The sequence below is a fragment of the Flavobacterium sp. KMS genome (assembly GCF_000813005.1).
Classification (GTDB): domain Bacteria; phylum Bacteroidota; class Bacteroidia; order Flavobacteriales; family Flavobacteriaceae; genus Flavobacterium.
The window spans coordinates 77,658-99,555 of sequence record NZ_JSYP01000010.1 but is presented as its reverse complement, the minus strand read 5'-3'; the positions used below and the strand labels follow the sequence as shown (position 1 = coordinate 99,555).

At 32.4% G+C, this 21,898-nt stretch carries 17 protein-coding genes; 6 read left to right on the top strand and 11 right to left on the bottom strand.

Annotated features, from left to right (window positions below; genetic code table 11):
* Positions 1-91 precede the first annotated feature (91 nt).
* The 5 genes from OA93_RS11480 to dusB all read left to right on the top strand — a co-directional run bounded on the left by OA93_RS11480 (position 92) and on the right by dusB (position 9,666).
* Positions 92-3,775 (top strand): 1-acyl-sn-glycerol-3-phosphate acyltransferase, encoded by a 3,684-nt coding sequence (locus OA93_RS11480; protein WP_039113431.1) that lies wholly within the window; start codon positions 92-94, stop codon positions 3,773-3,775.
* A 1-nt stretch (position 3,776) separates the two neighbouring features.
* On the top strand, positions 3,777-5,294 hold the full coding sequence (locus OA93_RS11475; RefSeq protein WP_039113356.1) for an NAD(P)/FAD-dependent oxidoreductase: 1,518 nt from the start codon (positions 3,777-3,779) through the stop codon (positions 5,292-5,294).
* A gap of 8 nt (positions 5,295-5,302) precedes the next feature.
* Positions 5,303-6,973, top strand: a complete 1,671-nt coding sequence (locus OA93_RS11470) for an acyl-CoA--6-aminopenicillanic acid acyl-transferase (RefSeq protein ID WP_039113355.1) — start codon at positions 5,303-5,305, stop codon at positions 6,971-6,973.
* Complete coding sequence (locus tag OA93_RS11465) at positions 6,970-8,262, top strand: AMP-binding protein (RefSeq protein WP_082001806.1); 1,293 nt, start codon at positions 6,970-6,972, stop codon at positions 8,260-8,262. The genes OA93_RS11470 and OA93_RS11465 overlap by 4 nt, the downstream gene beginning before the upstream one ends.
* Before the next feature lie 411 nt (positions 8,263-8,673).
* A complete protein-coding gene (gene dusB, locus OA93_RS11460) occupies positions 8,674-9,666 on the top strand; it encodes a tRNA dihydrouridine synthase DusB (RefSeq protein WP_039113353.1) in 993 nt (330 codons plus the stop codon).
* Positions 9,667-9,846: 180 nt separating this feature from the next.
* Here dusB and OA93_RS11455 read toward each other — a convergent pair whose 3' ends face one another.
* The 3 genes from OA93_RS11455 to rbfA all read right to left on the bottom strand — a co-directional run bounded on the left by OA93_RS11455 (position 9,847) and on the right by rbfA (position 13,046).
* The gene (locus tag OA93_RS11455) at positions 9,847-11,274 is read right to left on the bottom strand and encodes an MATE family efflux transporter (RefSeq protein ID WP_039113352.1); all 1,428 of its coding nucleotides are present in this window, start codon (positions 11,272-11,274) and stop codon (positions 9,847-9,849) included.
* 178 nt (positions 11,275-11,452) lie between these two features.
* Positions 11,453-12,652: an FtsX-like permease family protein gene (locus tag OA93_RS11450; RefSeq protein ID WP_039113351.1), complete on the bottom strand. Its 1,200-nt coding sequence runs from the start codon at positions 12,650-12,652 to the stop codon at positions 11,453-11,455.
* Position 12,653: 1 nt separating this feature from the next.
* The gene (gene rbfA / locus OA93_RS11445) at positions 12,654-13,046 is read right to left on the bottom strand and encodes a 30S ribosome-binding factor RbfA (RefSeq protein WP_039113350.1); all 393 of its coding nucleotides are present in this window, start codon (positions 13,044-13,046) and stop codon (positions 12,654-12,656) included.
* A gap of 229 nt (positions 13,047-13,275) precedes the next feature.
* Here rbfA and OA93_RS11440 point away from each other — a divergent pair, with 229 nt between their 5' ends.
* Positions 13,276-13,695: a CBS domain-containing protein gene (locus tag OA93_RS11440; RefSeq protein ID WP_039113349.1), complete on the top strand. Its 420-nt coding sequence runs from the start codon at positions 13,276-13,278 to the stop codon at positions 13,693-13,695.
* A gap of 46 nt (positions 13,696-13,741) precedes the next feature.
* On the opposite strand, the gene OA93_RS11435 is transcribed toward OA93_RS11440, so the two are convergent.
* The 8 genes from OA93_RS11435 to OA93_RS11400 form a co-directional block, all read right to left on the bottom strand.
* Positions 13,742-14,989: a peptidoglycan DD-metalloendopeptidase family protein gene (locus OA93_RS11435; RefSeq protein ID WP_039113347.1), complete on the bottom strand. Its 1,248-nt coding sequence runs from the start codon at positions 14,987-14,989 to the stop codon at positions 13,742-13,744.
* A 23-nt stretch (positions 14,990-15,012) separates the two neighbouring features.
* Positions 15,013-15,795: a DUF4292 domain-containing protein gene (locus OA93_RS11430; RefSeq protein WP_039113346.1), complete on the bottom strand. Its 783-nt coding sequence runs from the start codon at positions 15,793-15,795 to the stop codon at positions 15,013-15,015.
* Between the two features lie 43 nt (positions 15,796-15,838).
* Entirely contained in the window at positions 15,839-17,188 is a 1,350-nt protein-coding gene (locus tag OA93_RS11425) for a tetratricopeptide repeat protein (RefSeq protein WP_039113345.1), read from the bottom strand.
* Positions 17,189-17,239: 51 nt separating this feature from the next.
* On the bottom strand, positions 17,240-18,256 hold the full coding sequence (locus tag OA93_RS11420; protein WP_039113343.1) for a sugar phosphate nucleotidyltransferase: 1,017 nt from the start codon (positions 18,254-18,256) through the stop codon (positions 17,240-17,242).
* Between the two features lie 85 nt (positions 18,257-18,341).
* Positions 18,342-18,776 carry a dUTP diphosphatase gene (gene dut, locus OA93_RS11415; protein ID WP_039113342.1) on the bottom strand — a complete coding sequence of 145 codons (435 nt, stop codon included), beginning with the start codon at positions 18,774-18,776 and terminating at the stop codon, positions 18,342-18,344.
* Between the two features lie 38 nt (positions 18,777-18,814).
* Positions 18,815-20,275, bottom strand: a complete 1,461-nt coding sequence (locus OA93_RS11410) for an oligosaccharide flippase family protein (RefSeq protein ID WP_039113340.1) — start codon at positions 20,273-20,275, stop codon at positions 18,815-18,817.
* Positions 20,276-20,374: 99 nt separating this feature from the next.
* Positions 20,375-20,818, bottom strand: a complete 444-nt coding sequence (locus tag OA93_RS11405; protein WP_039113339.1) for a GNAT family N-acetyltransferase — start codon at positions 20,816-20,818, stop codon at positions 20,375-20,377.
* A 64-nt stretch (positions 20,819-20,882) separates the two neighbouring features.
* Positions 20,883-21,749: a thiopeptide-type bacteriocin biosynthesis protein gene (locus OA93_RS11400; protein ID WP_039113338.1), complete on the bottom strand. Its 867-nt coding sequence runs from the start codon at positions 21,747-21,749 to the stop codon at positions 20,883-20,885.
* Between the last annotated feature and the right edge of the window lie 149 nt (positions 21,750-21,898).

Here is a 21,898-nt window from a genome sequence, read left to right as displayed (position 1 = left end):
TGCCACATATTAAAGGATTAAAGAAAATTATATTCGCAACGGGAATAATCTGTGCGGATCAGTATAATCAGTGGCTAAAAAAACTATAAGCATGCATCATTATTTCTACGCCATACATCTATTTGTAAATAAGAGAAAATCGTTATCGGTTTTCTTGGCAATTGCGATGCTTTTTATATTTGGATTTTTTGCTTCAAAAATTAAATTTGAAGAAGATATCACCAAACTTATTCCAACAAACGATAAAACCGATGTTACTGCCAAAGTACTAAAGCAACTTAATTTTGCAGATAAAATTACCATTATTTTCCAAACTGAAAAAGACGGAACAGATGAAGATTTAAAAGAAATGGCAGCAGTTTTTACAGATAGTATTGCCAAAACTTGCAAACCTTATATAACAGCTGTACAAGGAAAAATCGATGAAGAAAACATTCAGGAAACTATCGATTTTGTTTACAACAATGTGCCACTTTTTCTAGACGATAAAGATTATGCAACCATACAATCAAAATTGCAACAAGATAGTATTGCGGCAACAGTGCAAGGAAATTACAAATCGATAATCTCCCCTTCGGGATTTATTACCAAAGATTTTATATTACAAGATCCATTAGGGATTTCATTTATAGCCTTAAAAAAATTACAGCAATTAAATGTTGGCGATGATTTTACCCTCGACAATGGTTTTGTAATGACCAAAGACAAAAAAAAATTATTGTTGTTTATTACTTCTAATTTGCCTTCGAGCGAAACAGAACAAAACTCCATTTTTGCAGCAAAGCTTAATACAATAAAAGACAATTTAAACAAGCAATTTAAAACAAAAGCTTCAGTAAGTTATTTTGGTTCAGCACTTATTGCTGTTGCAAATGCCAACCAGATTAAAGGCGATATTGTACTTACTACAACTATTGCAATGATTACGCTAATGCTTATTCTGATTTTGTTTTATCGCAAAGTATTTATCCCATTAATCATTTTTCTCCCAACCGTTTTTGGAGCTTTATTTGCCGTTGCATTTTTATACTTTGTCAAGGAAAGAATTTCGGCGATTTCACTTGGTATTGGTTCAATTCTTTTAGGAATCACAATAGATTATTCTATACATATCTTAACACATTACAAGCACAATAGCGATGTAAAAACATTGTACAAAGACATTACGATGCCAGTAATCATGAGTAGTTCTACAACTGCTGTTGCATTTTTATGTCTGCTTTTTGTAAAATCGGATGCGTTAAACGACTTAGGAATTTTTGCTGCAGTAATTGTAATGGCTTCCGCATTTTTCTCCCTTCTCATTGTTCCGCATTTGTATAAACCAAAAGAAAACAATTTTGAACACAAGAAAAATGTGATTGATAAATTGGCGCATTTTTCATTTCATAACAATAAATTCTTAATTGGCTTTTGCGTTCTTATTACAATCATTTGTTGTTTTACTTATAACGATGTTGGTTTTAATAATGATTTATCACAACTTAATTTTGTTCCAAAAGAAATTAAAGCTGCCGAAAAAGATCTTGAAGAAAGTACAACAAGCTTAACTTCTAAAACTATTTATCTGGCATCCTACGGAAATAGTATGGAAGATGTTTTGCAAAAAAACAGCTTGCTTTTTAATGCTCTTGCAAAAGAAAAACAGGAAAACAAAATATTAAATTATAGTTCTGTAGGAGGAATTATGCTTTCGCAAAAGGAGCAAAAGCAAAAAATTGATAAATGGAATTCATTTTGGGATGCCAATAAAAAGCAACTATTAAAATCTCAATTAATAAACGAAGGTGCAAAGCTTGGGTTTAAACCCACAACCTATACCGCATTTTTTGACCATCTTGATGCTAGCTTTAAACCTATAACCTATCAGGATTATTTAAAGATAAGTGCCTTACAACTACAGGAATTTATTAGTGAGAAAAACGGCTTTTTCACCATCTCAACATTGGTAAAAGTTGCTCCCGAACAACGTGACGCATTTGTAAAATCGGCTTCTGCCAAAGATGGTTTATTGGCAATCGACCGCCAGCAAATGAATGAAACTTTTTTTAGCACACTAAAAACCGATTTTAATTCTCTTGTAAATTATTCATTTGTCGCTGTGATCCTTATTCTGTTCTTCTTTTTCAGAAGAATTGAATTAGTTATTATAAGTTGCATTCCGATTGCATTAACCGGAATTGTAACTGCTGGTATCATGGGGGTTTTTAACATCGAATTGAATATTTTTAGCATGATTGTATGTACTTTGATTTTTGGTCATGGTGTCGATTTTAGTATTTTCATGACAAGCGCCTTACAAAAAGAATATACAACCGGAAAAAATGAGATTGCGATATACAGAACATCAATTATACTTGCGGTAATAACAACCATACTAGGAATTGGTGCTTTGATATTTGCCAAACATCCCGCATTACAATCTATTTCATCAATTTCATTAATTGGGGTTTTTGCAGCACTAATCATTACGTTTATCTTCTACCCAATTTTATTCAAGCTATTCTTGTCTAATCGCCCTAAAAACGGAAAAGCACCATTCCAGCTTCGTTCCTTTATACATGGCGTATTATCATTTTTATACTATGGTCTTGGTGGAGTCCTAATGTCCCTTTTTTGCCTGACATTTATGAAAATTCTTCCTCTAAAAGAAGAGACAAAAATAAAAGGATTCCGATATCTGATTTCTAAATTCATGAAATCCGTTTTATATACAAATCCATTTGTAAGCAAAAAAGTAATTAATATTCATAACGAGAAATTCGAAAAACCAGCTGTAATTATTGCCAACCATTCTTCCTTTTTAGATATTTTGGCAGTTGGAATGCTAAGCCCTAAAATCATTTATCTGGTAAGCGACTGGGTTTATAATTCTCCTATTTTTGGTGCTACGGTAAGAAAAGCAGGTTTTTATCCCGTATCAGAAGGTCTTGAAGGAGGTCTTGAACATTTACGCAAAAAAATTGACGAAGGATATTCCTTAATGGTTTTCCCAGAAGGAACAAGATCTGAAAGCAATCAGGTAAAACGATTCCATAAAGGCGCATTTTATCTTGCAGAACATTTTAATCTGGATATTATTCCTATCCTGATCCACGGTACTTCAGAAGCGTTGCCAAAAGGAGATTTCATTATATATGATAGTGCAATAACCATTTCTATTCTTGAGCGAATTACTCCTGATAATCTTTCTTTTGGGAAAAATTATACCGAAAGAACAAAGCAAATAAGCACCTTCTTTAAAGCCGAATTCCATAAAGTACGAGAGCAGCTTGAAGGACCAGATTATTTCAAAAAAATAATTATCAATAGTTTTGATTATAAAGAATCAGAAATAATAAATAGTGTAAAAAAGAATCTAAAAACCAATTTAGAGACCTATTATCTATTAAATAAATACATAAAACCTAAAGCCAAAATCTTGCATCTTACCAATGATTATGGCCAACTCGATTTACTATTAACATTACAAGAACCACAACGAAAGATTGATTCTTATACAACCGATGAAGAAAAACATAAGGTTGCACAAACCAATTATATCGTTAAGAAAAGAGCCATACATTATCTGGAAAATCTAGATGTGGCATTACAAAAACAATATGATGTTGTTTTAGTTTCCGACGAAAGTTACAACTCAATTATTGAAAAAATTATTCCGACAACATCTTGTTTTATTTTAATAAATAGCACAAGTTTAAAGGACACATTGCTTAATTTTGGCTATACTTGTACAAATGAAGAAGACAAAATTATAGTCTTAAAGAAAGAATAGCATGAAAGAACGTTATGATGTTGTTATCGTAGGAAGCGGTTTAGGCGGTCTTGTTTCGGCTATTATTCTTGCCAAAGAAGGATATAGCGTTTGTGTGCTCGAAAAAAATAATCAGTTTGGTGGAAACCTCCAAACATTTGTGAGAGATAAAACCATTTTTGATACAGGAATTCACTATATCGGAGGACTGAGTGAAGGACAAAATTTGTATAAATATTTCAAATATCTAGGCATCATGGATAATTTGAAACTAAAAAAAATGGATGAAGATGGTTTTGATATCATCTCATTTGAAGATGAAAACAAAGAATATCCACATGCTCAAGGATATGATAACTTCGTTGCCCAATTATTAAAACACTTTCCAGAAGAAAAAGAAGCAATAGAAAATTATTGCACAAAAATAAAAGATACCTGCGATTCGTTCCCGTTATACAACTTGCGTTGGGAAGGGAAATACGATAGCGATATCCTGACCTTAAATGCCAAACAAACCATCGATGAGATAACCGATAATAAACAACTAAGAGCTGTGCTTGCTGGTTCTAATTTTTTATATGCTGGTATTGAAGATAAATCACCTTTTTATGTACATGCTTTATCTGTAAACTCATACATTCAGAGTTCTTGGAGATGTATAAATGGTGGAAGCCAGATTACAAAACAACTCATTAAACAATTAAAAAAATACGGGGGTGAAGTTCATAAATACAAAGAAGTCGTTCGCTTTAATGTTGAAGACAACAATGTTACCAACGTTAAAATAAAAGATGGAACCGAAGTTTCGGCAACGTACTTCATCTCTAACATTGAACCCAAAACCACTTTAAAAATGGTTGGCGAAGAAAATTTTAGAAAATCATTTTATAGCCGAATCCAAAGTCTCGAAGGTGTAATCTCAGCGTTTAGTTTGTATTTGGTTTTTAAACCAAATACCTTTAAATATATCAATCATAACTACTATCATTTTAAAAATAGTAATGATGTTTGGACTGCCCATGAGTATAACGAAAACTCTTGGCCAAAAGCATATATGGCATCTATGAACGCATCTAAGAAAGATGAAGAATGGGCGGATGGAATGACTTTTATTACCTACATGAAATTCGACGATTTATTACCTTGGGTAGATACATTTAATACGACTGCCGAAAAGAATGATCGTGGCGAAAGTTATGATGAATTTAAATCCCGTAAAGCAACCAAGTTTTTAAACGAAATCGAGATAAAATTTCCCGGGATAAAAGATTGTATCCAATCGATACACACTTCTACTCCACTTTCTTATCGTGATTATATTGGTGGACATAATGGTAATATGTATGGTTACATTAAAGATTCTAACAATCCTATGAAATCATTTATTGCTTCTAAGACCAAACTTAACAACCTGTATTTAACAGGACAAAGTATTAATATGCATGGCGTTTTGGGCGTAACTATTGGCGCCGTTGTTACTTGCTCAGAAATAGTTGGGAAAGAATATCTAGTAACCAAAATCAATCAAGCCTCTGAATAATTTTGATTATGAAAAAGCGAATTCTGATTGTATTCTTAATCGGTTTTTTGTTGGTGTTTCTCTCCTGTGGCACTTCAAAATCAATGCATCATCAGCCCAATATCGCAGATTATGATGCTATTTTACCTATCGTAAAAAAACAATCCAATTCTGTATTTTCAGTTGGAAAGAACTCTCTTTTAAAAAACAAACAAGGTCTTTGGGAACTTTATGTAGAAGGCGACGCTTATCAAATTGGTCTTAACTCTGGAGCATTAACTGACTCTCTTTTAAAGAAGCAAGAACTCATATTTTTCTCAAAAATTAAAGATTTAGTACCTTCAAAGTTTAAGCAAAATATGCTTCGGAACTTTTTAAAATGGTACAACAGGAAATTATACCTCAATGTTCCCGAAGAATATCAAACCGAAATTTACGGTGTTTCTCAATATACATCTCATGATTATGATGCCATCGCATCGCAATATTTACGCAATTTATATTTACATGCAGCGCACGATATTGGGCACGCATTACAAGATTTGGCATTAGTAGGTTGTTCCTCATTTGCTGCTTGGGGAGAAAAATCTGAAGATGGGAATTTAATTCTTGGTCGCAATTTCGATTTTTATGTAAATGACGCTTTCGCGAAAGACAAAATCGTAGCCTTTATAAAACCAAAAACAGGTCATCCGTTTATGATGGTAACCTGGCCGGGAATGATTGGAGCAGTTTCAGGAATGAATCAGGAAGGATTAACAGTAACCATCAATGCAGGAAAATCGAAAATTCCGCTAATTGCCAAAACTCCTATTTCTGTTCTCACCCGTCAAATATTACAATATGCAACTAACATTGATGAAGCTATTGCTATTGCAAAAAAGACAACCGTTTTCGTTTCCGAATCTATAATGGTAGGAAGTGCCAATGATAACAAAGCCGTTTTAATAGAAGTTTCTCCACACAAATTTGGAGTTTATGAAGTCTCAAACAACAATCAGCTTATTTGTTCCAATCATTTTCAAAGCGACGCCTTAAAAGATGACAAACGAAATGAGAACCAAATTCTAAACAGTCATTCGAAATATAGATACGATAGAATGGTGGAACTTTTTGAAGAAACACCAAAAGTAAATCCTAAAAAAGCATCCGAAATACTCAGAAACAAAGAAGGTTTGGAAAATATTAAATTGGGTTATGGTAACGAAAAATCCTTAAATCAATTAATGGCGCACCATGGCATAATTTTTAAACCCGAAGAAAAATTAGTTTGGGTTTCTGCCAATCCGTATCAACTGGGAGAATTTGTTTGTTACGACTTGAATAAAATATTTAAAAACAGAGAGCAAACAGATACAATTGTATCTTTGTCTGAGAGTGAATTGAATATTGCCAAAGATCCTTTTTTGGCTACAGCCGAATTTAAAAATTATCAAAAATTCAGAATTGAAGATGAAAAAATCAATTCTTATTTAAAAAGCAAGAACGCAATTTCACCTGAATTTATTCAGGAATATCTATCCTTAAACCCTGATTACTGGGTAGTTTATTACAAAGTGGGATTGTATTTTTATCAGAAAAAAGAATATGCTTTGGCACAAAATCAGTTTAAAAAAGCATTGACAAAAGAAATTACCACACTTCCTGAAAAACAGAAAGTTGAAAAATATATTAAGAAAATCAAAAGAAAATTAAGATGATTCCAGAAATAGAAAAAGGTTCTTTAGAAGAAATTAAAGTTTTTCAAGAACAAAAATTAGTTGAACTTTTGACTTACATAAGTCAGAATTCACCTTATTATAAAGACCTTTTTGAGAAAAAAAACATTGATGTTTCTACTATCAAAACACTGGAAGATCTTCAACTTTTACCTGCTACTACCAAAGAAGATCTTCAGAATAATAACGATGATTTTCTGTGTGTACCAGTTTCTAAAATCATCGATTTTGCAACCACTTCGGGAACTTTAGGTGATCCTGTAACTTTTGGTTTAACCGATGCCGATTTAGACAGATTGGCTTACAACGAAGCTATTTCTTTTGACTGTGCCGGAATTAAAGAAGGTGATATTGTACAACTTATGACTACAATTGATCGCAAATTCATGGCTGGACTAGCTTACTTTTTAGGATTACGAAAATTAAAAGTAGGTGTAATCCGTGTTGGTGCAGGAATACCCGAATTGCAATGGGATTCTATCTTAAAATACAATCCTTCATATCTAATAACTGTTCCTTCATTTTTATTAAAACTGATAGAATATGCCGAAAGCCATAATATCGATTATAATAATTCGAGCATAAAAGGCGCAATTTGCATCGGAGAATCGTTGAGAAATCAAGATTTTTCAATGAATATTTTATCTAAAAAAATAACAGATAAATGGGATATTAAGCTATTCTCGACTTATGCATCTACCGAAATGAGCACAGCCTTTACCGAATGTGAACATCAAAACGGAGGACATCATCATCCCGAACTTATCATTGTAGAAGTCCTTGATGAAAATAATAATCGAGTAAAAAATGGCGAAGCTGGCGAACTTACTTTTACCACTTTAGGTATTGAAGCCATGCCTTTATTGCGTTTTAAAACTGGCGATATTGTTCAGTTGCACGATACTCCATGTGCTTGCGGAAGAAATACTTTGCGTGTTGGTCCAGTTATCGGGCGTAAAAAACAAATGATAAAATATAAAGGAACAACGCTTTATCCACCCGCAATGAATGATGTTTTAAGTGACTTCGATGCTATCGAAAATCACATCATCGAGATATTCACCAATGATTTAGGAACAGATGAAATCCTGATTAAGATTGCTGTGAAAAGTCAGTCGAATGAATTGTTGCAAGAAATCAAAGACCACTTTAGAGCAAAATTAAGAGTAACTCCAAAAATAGAATTCACTTCAAAAGAAATATTAAATTCTTTGGTTTTTAATCCAATGAGTCGCAAGCCGATTCGTTTTTTTGATAATAGGGTTTCTTAAAAAGAGGGACAAAGGTTCTGAGGTTCAAAGGTTCAAAGGTTTTCCGTAGAGACGCACCGCAGTGCGTCTAAAATTGCAAGGGTTTAAAGAAGGTTCTGGGGCTATGAGTAACAAAGGCGCAGAGGTTTTCCGTAGAGACGCACCGCAGTGCGTCTAAAGTTACAAAGGTTTAAAGAAGGCTCTGGGGCTATGAGTAACAAAGGCTCAAAGGTTTTAAAATTGGAAATAATGCGATCCTTTTTTAAAACCTTTGAGCCTTTAATCTTTTTATAGAGACAAACTGCCACACCTCTATAGAAAACCTTTGAACCTCTGAACCTTCTCTAAGCCTTTGCACCTCTCCTCCCCCTTTGAATCTCTAAATAGCAAGGAATTAAACTAAAAGTTGTAATTTTGCAAAAAATAATGAAGATGGTCAAGATTGGCAACATAGAATTACCCGAATTTCCTTTACTACTCGCTCCTATGGAAGATGTGAGTGATCCACCGTTCCGTAGATTGTGCAAAACACACGGAGCAGATTTAATGTATTCGGAATTTATTTCTTCGGAAGGATTAATTCGTGACGCTATTAAAAGCCGAATGAAGTTGGATATTTTTGATTACGAACGCCCTGTTGGAATTCAGATTTTTGGTGGAGATGAAGAAGCGATGGCAATGTCATCAAAAATTGTTACTACAGTGAATCCTGATTTAATTGATATTAATTTTGGTTGTCCTGTAAAGAAAGTAGTTTGTAAAGGTGCTGGTGCAGGAGTTCTTAAAGATGTTGATTTAATGGTACGTTTAACCAAAGCTGTTATCGATAGTACTAATTTGCCTGTTACTGTAAAAACTCGTTTGGGTTGGGATGATAACTCGATAAATATCGATGAAGTTGCCGAACGCTTACAAGATATAGGTGTACAAGCATTAACGATTCATGCAAGAACACGTGCTCAAATGTACAAAGGCCATTCAGACTGGTCGCATATTGCACGTGTAAAAAATAACCCAAGAATTACGATGCCTATCTTCGGAAATGGCGATATCGATAGTCCAGAAAAAGCATTAAAATTTAAAAATGAATACGGTATCGACGGTATTATGATTGGTCGTGCTGCAATTGGCTATCCTTGGATTTTTAACGAAATAAAGCACTTTTTTGAAACTGGTGAGCATTTACCCGCTCCAACCGTTAGTGATCGTGTAGAAGCCGCAAGAAACCACCTTACGTGGTCGATGGAATGGAAAGGCGAACGCTTAGGAATTGTAGAAATGCGTCGTCATTATACCAATTACTTCAAAGGAATCCACTCGTTTAAAGAATACAAACAAAAACTAGTTACAATCGATGATCCTCAAGGATTATTTAATGTAATGAACGAAATCCAGGAAGTATATGCTGGATACGAATTTGTTTAAAAAGCATAAAAAAAGGAGAAGTTTTAAACTTTGACAAAGATGTTTTAAAATAAAAGACCGTCAATTGACGGTCTTTCTTATTTTACAATCATAAATGATTCTTCGTTTTTCCATTCTTGTATAATTACCGCGGATTAATTTGTGGAAATTCGTGCAATCTGTCTTAGTCTTTTAAAATTACTATACCTGAGTACGTTTCCATTTTCCTTTTTTGTAAAGTACTATACTTGCCAACGTTATCGCCGTTTCGGCAACTGGAATTGCAATAAAAACTCCTGTTGGTCCCATTTTAAAATGTTTCGCTAATGCATAGGCTAATGGAATCTGAAATAACCAGAACCCAAAAAAGTTAACCAATGTAGGTGTCCAGGTATCTCCAGCACCATTAAAGGTATTAATTAATACCATCCCAATTCCGTAGAAAATGTATCCAGAACTCATAATCTGTAATGCTTCGACAGCTATGTTTTGGATAAGGATATCATTGGTAAAAAATGAAACTATATATTTTGCAAAAAAGAAGGTGATTAGCATAATTGTAGCCATAAAAATGACATTGTACTTTGCGGTTGTAAAAACCGATTTTTCAGCACGTTCTATTTGTTTCGCACCCAAGTTTTGCCCAACCAAAGTGGCTGCAGCATTACTTAATCCCCAAGCCGGAAGAATAAAAAACATCATGATACGTAATGCGGTTTGATATCCTGCAGAACCATGATCTCCACCTGTTGTTGCTACCAATTGTGCCAGAAAAATCCAACTACAAGATGCAATAACAAATTGTAATACTCCTGGTGCAGCAATTTTTACCAATGCCTTGATTTGCTCAAAGTCTGGAATAAAGTAAGATGAAATAATCTTTAAAACTCCACGACCATTAAACAAGTGGTACAATTGATATAACACACCAATACTTCGTCCAGAAGTTGTTGCTATTGCAGCTCCAACTAATCCAAAAGCAGGAATTGGTCCTAGTCCGTTAATTAAAATAGGACATAAGATAATGTTACAAATATTAGCAATCCAAAGACTTTTCATGGCTATAGCAGCATTTCCTGCTCCACGAAAAATTCCGTTGATAAGAAATAAAAGCATCACACATAAGCTTCCGCCTATCATTATTTGGGTGAATTTATAACCATATTCTGCCGCTTCTGCAGACGCGCCCATAAGTAACAAGATGTCTTTGGCATAAATAAAACCAAAAATACTAATCACACTATTAATTGCAAAAGCAATAATAATAGCTTGCATTCCTGCTTTTGCTGCGGCAACAGGATCTTTTTCGCCTATACGACGAGCAACAACTGCTGTTGCAGCCATACTAATCCCGATTGCAATCGAGTAAACAATCGTAATAACCGACTCTGTAAGTCCAACTGCCTGAATAGCAAAACTGCTATGCTCCAGATGTCCTACGAAATATAAATCGACCAATGCAAAAACCGATTCCATAAGCATTTCTAATACCATTGGAATAGCAAGAAGAATTACGGCTTTTTTGATACTGCCCGAAGTGTAATCAAAAGATTCATCTCCTTTGATAGCTTGTTTTATTGTTGAGAAAATTCGAGAAAATAAACTTTTCTGTATTGTTGTTTCTGTCATGATAATTAAGGATATATGATAAAATTGTCCAGAACCAATTGTTTATTGGCTGGACTTAAAAAATTTGAAGGCATCCTAATTATTCTAAAAATAAAATAGGATTAGGCAGAAACTATCATAGCGTATTTTTTTTAAGACGATAAATATAAGTAATATTTTTAATTTTAGAATAAAAATTCTAATCTAGCAATTTTTCGCTAACGCGCTTACTTGCTATAAATGAAGCTATAAATCCAAGTGAAAATATAGTCCCTAAAACAATAAATACATTTTCGAGAGTAAAAACAACAGGAAATGCTAGCGTTGCAGTAATCATGATAAGTTCAAATCGTTGTTGTAATAGGACCAAAATAACACCTAAAACAAGACCAATTAATCCTCCAAATACACTAAGCAAGGTTCCTTGTAGCAAAAATATTTTTCGCAAATCTTTGATTTCTGTTCCTAGATTAAAAAGCGTTTTTAGATTGCCTTTTTTATCCAAGATCATCATGATTAATGCTCCAATTAAATTAAAAAGAGCTACTATAATTACCAATGTAAAGATTAAATATACCGCAATGTTTTCGGTATTAAGCATTTTATACAAAGACGCATTAAGTTGAGCCCTATTTTTTGTAGTGACTTTATTATTGAAAATCTTTTGTAATTGCGAATTGATATTAGATTCGTTTGCATTCGGTTTTAACTTAAACTCAATTCCCGAAATCTGATTCGGCTTATATTCCAATAACTCCTGAACCAATCCTAAATCGGCAAAAACATATTTAGAATCTAAATCCTCGCTTATCGAATATATCCCAACAGGCAATACATCGGTTTTACTAAAAGCTTCTTCAGGATTTTCGATTGCGCCCTTTCCTGGTTTTGGAGCAAATACTTGCAATGGATTTTCGAAATCCAATATTCCCATCGAAAAGTTTTTAGAAATCCCATACCCTACAACAACCTGATACGTATCGGGTTTTAGCCATTGTCCGTTAAAGAGTTTTTTTCTAATATCGTTTACAACAGGATAATTACGATCAACTCCTTTTAAGTAGGTAACTTGTTGTTTTCCATTAAAAATAAACAAAACCCGTTCTTCGATTATTTTAGTGTACAAAGCAACTCCTTCAATTTTTTTAATCTGAGATTCCTGATCTGGAGTAACCAAAAATGATTTTCCGTAGGTACTTTCAATTTTTAAATCAGGATCTATCTCATTTGTAAAAGAAAGACTGAATACTTTTAATCCGCTAAAAACGGATAAAACCACAAACAAAGCCATTGTACCAACAATAATTCCAAGGCTGGCAATACGATTTATGATATTGATAGCATTGTTTTTACTTTTGCTAAAAATATACCGTTTGGCTATGTAAAGGGGAAAGTTCAAACTATGATTTTCTTCTTTTTTCTAAAAGATCACGATTTTCTATTGGGTTATCTCTATTTGCTAATGCATTATCTATTTTCTCAATATAATCTAATGAGTCATCTATAAAGAAAACTAAGTTTGGCACTTTACGTAATTGTAAACGTACGCGTTGTGATAAATCATGCTTAATCAAAGTTGAATTTGACTTAATTGCTGCCAATGTTTCTTTAGCTTTATCCTGAGGAAAAATACTTAAATATACTGTTGCCACAGATAAATCTGTAGTTACGCTAACTTTGGATACTGAAATTATCAAATTGTTAATTCCATTTTTTCTCACTTCACCTTGCAAAATATCAACCAAATCCTTTTGGATGACACCGCCTATTTTTTTCTGTCTATTTGTTTCCATAGTGCAAAAATACTATTTTTAAATTTCAATCGATACAATTTCAAATGAACAATAAGATGATTTTTCTATTCTTATCTTCATTAGTGCAAATTTCGATACTCTTTTTTAATAAAAGCCTAAAATTGGAATAATTATTCCTCCTCGATTTCATTTCTCCAATGTGATAAAAATCATATTTTTTATCAGAAATATTTTACACCTTTAATAGAAATATAACAACACATCTATTATGAAAAAGAGAGAACCAATTAGTCATATAATGACTAAAACCGTAGTAACTGCAAATGAAAATGACGGCTTAAGAATGGTAGTCGAAAAGTTGAAAAAAAATACCATTAGACACATCCCAATCGTTCGAGGTAAAGAAGTGATTGGTATTATAAGTCGTACAGATATAAACCGATTAACATTTGGAGCTTTATTTGAAGGACAAGAAGGTGCCGATGAAGCAATCCTGGATATGCTTACCATTCCTCAAGTAATGACATCAAAACCTATGACGGTATCATCGGATTCGATTATAAGAGATTTAGCAGAAATTTTTGTGAAAGAAGAATTCCACGCTTTACCTGTAGTCGATAATGGAGAACTTAAAGGTATTGTTACAACAACCGATGTTGTAAGATACTTTTTAGAACAATACGATTAAATCAAAATATAACCATAAAAAAACGGGACTAATGTCCCGTTTTTTATTACATATTATACAACCAACTTTGCGGATTGTTGTATGTTGTGTTTTGTAGTATTAAGAATTTAATGGTTGTTTTTCCTGTTTCTCCACTAGTTCTAATCTTACCTATATTTTGTTTGATACTTACTTTATCTCCTTTACTTACAGATACAGAACTTAAATTTTGATATACTGTAAAGTAATCTCCATGTTGGATCATTACTGCCTTGTTTATTGGAGATAATACCATAACGCTAGATACAACTCCTTCAAAAACTGCTCTTGCGTTTGAACCTGCTTCTGTCGTGATTTCGACACCACTATTATGAATTACCAGAGTATTATAAATAGGATGTGGCTGATCACCATAACCCAATGATACAAATCCTTTTTCTACCGGCCAAGGTAATTTACCTCTATTAGCTTTAAAGTCGGCAGCTAGTAATTTAGCTTCGGCTGTTAATGCAATTTTTGTATCAGATACTGCAGCAACAGATTTTGTTCCAGTTTCTTTTTCTTTTTCTGCAGCAGCTTTACGGTTGGCAGCGGCAATAGCTTCACGAATTAAACGATCAATTTGTCTGTCGATTCTTTTCGATTCTTGTTGTTTACTTTTCGTATCAGCAATAATCTTATTTTTATCTTTCTTAATCGAGTTAACTAGTTTTTGCTGTTCTTTCTTTTCTTGCTCTAATGCTACTTTTTCCTTTTCATTTTCGGCAATGATTTTTTTCTTTACCTGTCTTTGTCCGTCTAATTTTGAATTATAATCAGCTAATTGAAGTGATTTTGATTGAATTTCTTCTCCTTGATTTTTTCTAAAATTAGTATATTGTTTCATATACTGTGCACGTTTATATGCTTGCAAAAAACTCTCCGATGATAATAAGAACATCGCTCTACTTTGTTCTGAGCGACTTTTATACGATTTAAGAATCATCTTAGCATAATCAGCTTTCAATATCTCTAACTCTTTCTTAAGCTTATTAATTTTTGATTGATTGATATACATATCATTACTCAAAAGCTTCGTTTGCTTTTCGGTAGTATTGATTAGTTTTTCTTTAAGTTTTATTTTATTAGACTGAACAATAAAAACATTCACCGCAGATTTTTCTTTCTTCTTTACAGACTGCAACATTTTTTCGTTATCTCTAATTTCTTGTTGAATCTGAGCTTTACGTTGTTCCAGTTTTTCTTGTTGCGAGTCTTGCGCCCACATAAACGAAGTGGTGCAAATAAGAATTAGGCTTAGGAGAAATTTTGGCATCTTTAAAATATATTTTTGCAAACTTACTTAATTATAATTTTTTTATATCCATTTGGGACACTATAAGGAAAAGAAAGTTCTTCATTAAATGTAATTGTATTGTAATTTAAATTGATTTCTGTTTTTCCTTTTGGTTGAATCGCTTCTATTGCAATACTTGTTGGAAGTATTCCCTGATCAAAAGTTCTATTCTCACCATATGCAATTTGCATCATGATATTTTTGGAAGTTTGCGAAATTTGTTCTTTTTCCAATAAAAATTTATCTGCTTCAAAAAAGAATGATTTTTTAATATCCGTTTCTTTTGCCTCGTCCAAACGATATAATCTGTCAATTAATGTTTCAGTGTATTTTCCTTTTTTTAAGTCGTCGATTGCTTCACCTATCAAAAGATTTTGAACTTTATTAAAATCTAAATCTGTTCCTAACCATTTGCTCAAACTACTAAAATCACCATCATAATAAGTGCTACTAATTTTTTCATAATAGCTTACCGAATTTGGTGTAATTAAAGCTTTTGCCATTGTAATTCCAAGAAAACGAATGCTTACCAAAATCTGTTCGTCTTTTTTTATTTTTATCTCAGCCGTAACATTCTGATTTTGTTTATCATCCGAATATTTTGCACTAGCTTTAATATATAAAGTCGAAAACTGTAATTTATTATTATAATGTCCGTCGATAATTTTATTCGCAGAAACTGGATTTACTTCCTCTTTGTTCGTATTATTTCCTTGTACTGCACCCGATTTCGATTTGCACGAAACAATAAAAACGAGTAACAATAACATTAGATATTTCTTCATCAGAATTTATTTGTTTTGAACTTTTACCTAAAATAAAAGATTCTTATTTTTTTTGTCTTAATAATTGATTTGCCTTCGCAAAATACGCTTCTTTTTTCTTCAAATCTCCTAAACCATTATAAGCTTCTCCTAACTGAATGTTAAAATTTGCTTCTAAAGTTACATCATCTACAACATAATCAAGTCCCATTTCTAAAACGTCTTTTGCTTTTTTAAATTGTTGCAACTGATTATTAGCCAATCCCGAATAAAAATAAAACTGCGGTTGCGTTGGGAATGTTTCTATCATTACCTGCGAACGTTTTCCCATCGGTTCGTATTGTTTAGTTTCGGTGTACGCTTGAAGCAAAAGTAAATTTGTTTCTATATCTACTTGCGAAGCCGAATTTACTGACAACTCATAATATTTAGTTGCCTGATCAAATTGGTTTTTGCTATGATAAAACTTCCCTATTTCTTTTGCAACATCTACATCTGGGTCATTCTTAAAATAAGTAATCGCTTTATCCAAATCAGGACTATATTGTGGATTCTTACCTACAAAAATTAGAAATTCGTTTAATATTCTATGTTTGATTTTCGAATCTATTTTAGAATTTTTTAAAACAACATCCATTGCCTGGATTGCTTTTTCAGGTTGGTTCTGATCTAAATACGTTTTAAAAGAACTTACTTGTGCCCACTCCGATGTTGGAATTGCTTTCTCTAATTGTTGCGTAATTTCCAATACCTTATTAGCATCATTATTTTTTGCATACAAAGAAATCAAAGCAATATAATTAGACTCTTCTTTCGGGTTTTTCTTAATCTGATCCGTAAGACTTTCTATTTCGACATTTTGATATTTTCCTTGTGACAAAATCTGTGCCTTATATAATTCTCTTTCACTTGATTTTCCAAACTTGTCATTCATTTCATTAATCAATGCAAGCGCTTTGTCCCACTGATTTGTAATCATGTACAAAGAAATCAGATCGTCTTTATATTCCTCATCAAACGGAATAATCTTCTGGATCGTTTCTATCGCCAAAGGATAATTTTTAGTCTGGTAAGAAACATCATAAATACCCAACCAAAACCACTTGTTTTTTGGATTTATCTGTACCGCTTTTTCAAACGAACTTTGAGCATTTCTATAATCTTTTAAAGACAGGTAGTTTTTACCTAATTCAAAATAAACAGTTGCGTCATTAGGTTGCAATTTCTCGCATTTTTGCAAAGCTGTTATTGCTTTGTCATAATTCTCGATACCTTTTTGCAATAACGATTCATAAAAAGAGTCCTGAAATTCATCGGTAGCCATAGCAATATCTTCTGGTTCAGTTTGAGCCATTATCGAAGCCTGATTGCCAAGCAAAGCCATAAATACAATTATTAAAACTCTTTTTTTCATTTTTATATTATTGACATTTAAAGTAAAAACGAACCCTTTTTGACTTCTTGTTTATTCTAAAACCGAATAATCACCTATGCTAATGCTAGTAAACTTACCATCGTAAACAACGTGATTTCCTATCATTGCATTGTCTAAATTAGCGTTTTTTATTTGTGCATTAGTTTGCACCAAACTATTTTTGATTGAACTATCAATAACATAACATCCTTTTCCTAGAGATACATTAGGTCCTACAGTTGCATTTTTCAATACTACGTTTTCACCAATGTAACACGGTGGAATAATAGTTGAGTTTTCTAATTTTACATCATAATCTACTAAATGTTCTCCATCATTATGCAAGAATCCTAACATTCTGGAATTAGTTTCGACAGTAACATCTTTATTACCACAATCCATCCATTCATCTACGCTACCGGTTTTAAAAACTTTTCCGTTAGCCATCATTGCTTTAATACCGTCATTAATCTGATATTCTCCACCGTTCTGGATATTATTATCCAAAACTATTTGAAGCTCATTTTTAAGAATTTCAACTTCTTTAAAATAATATATTCCTATAACAGCTAAGTCACTAACAAACTCTTTTGGTTTTTCGACCAACTCTGTAATTTCATTATTAGCATTTAACTTAACTACTCCAAATGCTTCTGGTTGCTCAACTTGTTTTACCCAAATCACAGCATCTGCTTCTGGATCTAATTCAAAATCAGCTCTAATTAAAGTATCTGCATAAGCAATTACCGCAGGCCCTGATAAAGATTCTTTGGCACACATAATAGCATGTCCTGTCCCCAAAGGTAAATCCTGACGATAAATAGATGCTTTAGCTCCTAACCCATTTGCTAACTCTTTTAAACTTGCTACGACATCATCACCAAAAAAAGCTTCATCACCTAATATAAAAGCAACCTCTTCGATAGGCTCTTTAAGAATTTTAGCAATATCTTCGACTAAACGATGTACAATTGATTTTCCTGCAACCGGAATTAATGGTTTAGGTATAGTTAATGTATGTGGCCTAAGTCTTGATCCGCGACCTGCCATTGGAACGATTATTTTCATATTTTTTTATTGTAAAGATTAAAAGATTGAAAAATTGAAAGATTACAGAATCTTTAAATCATTGAATCTTTAAATTATTTAATTTTTATTTCACCCCAGTACTACCAAAACCTCCTTCGCCTCTTGATGTTTCCGAAAGTTCGTTAACTTCAACCCATTCAGCTCTTTCATGTTTGGCAACAATAAGTTGTGCAATTCTTTCTCCATTTTCAATCACAAAAACCTCATTGGATAAATTTACTAAAATTACTCCTATCTCTCCTCTGTAATCCGCATCTACAGTTCCTGGAGAATTTAAAACGGTGATTCCTTTTTTAGCAGCCAATCCACTTCTTGGTCGCACTTGTGCTTCGTAACCTATTGGTAATTCTATAAAAAGTCCAGTTTTAACTATTGTTCTTTCTAAAGGTTTTAATGTTATTGGTTCAGATAAATTAGCACGCAAATCCATTCCTGCCGAAGCTATTGTTTCGTAGTTAGGTAAATCGTGTTGTGATTTGTTGATAATATTAATCGTCATTTTTATATTTTTAAAGCTAAATGTAAATCTTGAATTTGTTATTTTTTGCTAAGAATTCCTTTTATCGTATCCTTTTCGTTATGATAAACGAAATAAACAAACAGAAGGAACAATGGAATTCCGACAAAATAATTTTCTCTGAATCCGTAAAAAGAAATAACCGAGAATACAATTGAAATTCCTAAATAGGCTCCAATTTTCTTCATATCATAAGGTATCGGGTAATACTTGTTTCCTAAAACATACGAAATAAGCATCATGCTTCCGTAAGCCGAAATTGTTGCAATTGCTGATCCATAGTAACTATACTTCGGAATTAAAAGATAATTTAATACTAAAGTTAGTATAGCTCCAACTATCGATATGTAAGCACCAATTTTTGTCTTATCAGTTAGTTTATACCATACCGATAAATTATTATAAATTCCTAAGAAAAAGTTCGCCAGGATAATTAACGGAACTACTTTCATAGCTTCCCAATAAGATTTATTTTCTAACAGTAGTAATTTTAAAATATCTGCAAAAACAATTACTCCTAACAAAATCAAAGATCCAAGAATCACAAAATATTTCGTGATTACTGCATAAGTTTGAGGTGCATTTGCATTTTTAGCATGACTAAAAAAGAAAGGTTCTATTCCTAATCTAAATGCTGTTGCAAATAAAACCATAAATAAACCCAATTTATAACATGCTGAATACGCTCCAACTTCTGACTTTGCTATGTTTTCCGGCAATAAATAACCTAGTAAGATTTTATCAAAATGTTCATTAACCGCAAAAGCTAATCCAGCCACCAAAATTGGCAAACCATACTTCATCATTTTTTTCCAAAGTATAGGGTCAAATTTTCGTCCAAGCGAAAGATAATTAGGAGATAACACTATAAAAGTAGCCAAACTAGCAAGCAGGTTAGCAATAAAAATATAAGCAATTTGGAAATTTTCTACATATAAATTATCCCAAACTGAATTTGGATTATCAGCCGCAAGTTTAGGTAAGTACATCAAGAAGAAAATATTCAGAACAAGATTTACTATTACATTTCCAATTTTTATTGCTGCATAAACCATTGGTCGCTGATTGGCTCTAAGCTTAGAAAAAGGTACTAAAACCAATGCATCCAAAACTAAAATCCAAACCGAATAGGTAACAAACTGCACATCGACTTCGGCAAGAGTTGCAAGTGTATTTCTAAAAATTAATGCTGCAAAAAGAAAAATAATTGATGACCAAAAAATAGAAATTGTAGAAGTCGCAATGACATTTTTCTTATCTGGTTCGGAATTATAAAACCTAAAAAAAGCAGTTTCCATTCCGTAAGAAAGTACTACGTTAAAGAAAACCATCCACGATAACACGATAGAAACCTCACCATACTCTGCTGTTGGTAAAATTCCGGTGTATAATCGTACTAATAAAAAACTCAGCATTCGTGGCAATACTGTCGCAAGCCCATAAATAGCTGTCTGTTTAAAAAGATTTTTATATAATCCCAAAATATTTGTGGTAATAAAATTTATAAAACAAAAATAACCAATTCTTTGGTTTAATATCGTTTTTATCGATTCATTAAGGAAATGTTATGCTTTTTTATATTAAGTCAACTTATTTTCATCTAATATTTTTACAAAATGAAATCCTTTAGGGCCATAACCTTGATTATAATAAAAACGATGTGCGGCAAAATTAGAAGTAAATGCGTCCAAAACAATATTAGAACATCCTAAATCAAGTGCTTTTTTCTCAATATAATCCGTCAGTAATTTCCCGATTCCTTTAGAACGATGATCTGGATGTACGACAAAATTATCTATCTCCAAATATTTTCCAGACCAAAGCTTTGTAGATGACCAACATCCTGTAATTCCTAAACATACATCATCCTCAAAAACAGCAATTTGGGTATAGTTATGAGGAACCATTTCTGATAGGTATAATTCATATTTCTCCAAATCCAGATTAGGATATAAATACTGCATGGTCGCAATTTGAGCAACCATTTCTTCAATAGTAGTAAGTTCTTTGATTATAAATTGCATGTTGATATAAAAATAGAAGCCAAAATTAATCAAAAAAACTGATTAATAATTGGTGTCACTATAATCATGATTCAATTGGAGCCAATTGATGATAGGCTATTGTTTTATAATATCGATATAAATGATCATAAATTAATAGTTCATACATTCTTTGTTTGGATGTATACTGCCTATTTACCATCATGTGTATGTGACTCTTTAAAAAACTTGATAGAGAAATTTCTAGATTTTCTTTAATCTGTAAAATCACTTTATCTACTTCGTTTTGTTTTTCTTGTATAAATTCAAAAAACTCAGGATTGTCATTTATACTTTTACCAGATAAAAATCGATTCATTTCAGGAAATAACTCTCGATAGTGTTTATCCATTTCTTTTTTAAGATTCTTATCGCCATTAAATTCTTCTTTAAAAGATAATTGCAACTCATCCATTAGTTTTAGTTTATCTGCACTTGTTAACAAAAATGAATTTAGAAAACTATCAATCGCACAAAAACTAAAAAGCAATGGTATGTTGTTATTTGCAAATCCCGATTTTAAGATTAAATATTGCAAAACCATTTCACTGTCTTGGTAGAAAAGTAATTCTGAATCAATCATTGTGTTCTGGCCATACCTTTCAATTTCTCTTTTATAAGTACCCGTTTTTACTTTCCAAACAATGTCTTGCTCTAACATCTCATCCAAAACAGGATAAAGCATTGCTATTATTTCAGATAATTTATCAGGTGAAGCTAGCAAAAAACGAATTCTCAAATGTTCATCAGGGTCTTTATATCGTATAAAAAACCATTTACTTATTAGATTTTTCTCTTTTAATAATGAAATAATAGGATATAGTTTTTCTACTAAAACAATATCGGTCATTTTAACTCCTGTGTATATTTTATAATACAACCATTCACTCCCTAAACAAAAATCTCTTTTCATTTTTATGTTTTTTTAACCGCAAAGATTTAGCAGATTTTTATTTGTATAATTTGTAGCAAAAAAATTAACCGCAAAGTTTAAAAGAGTTTTCACAAAGTTCGCAAAGCTTTGTGTCCCCTACGTTTCTTCTTAGCGTGCTCTGCGGTAAA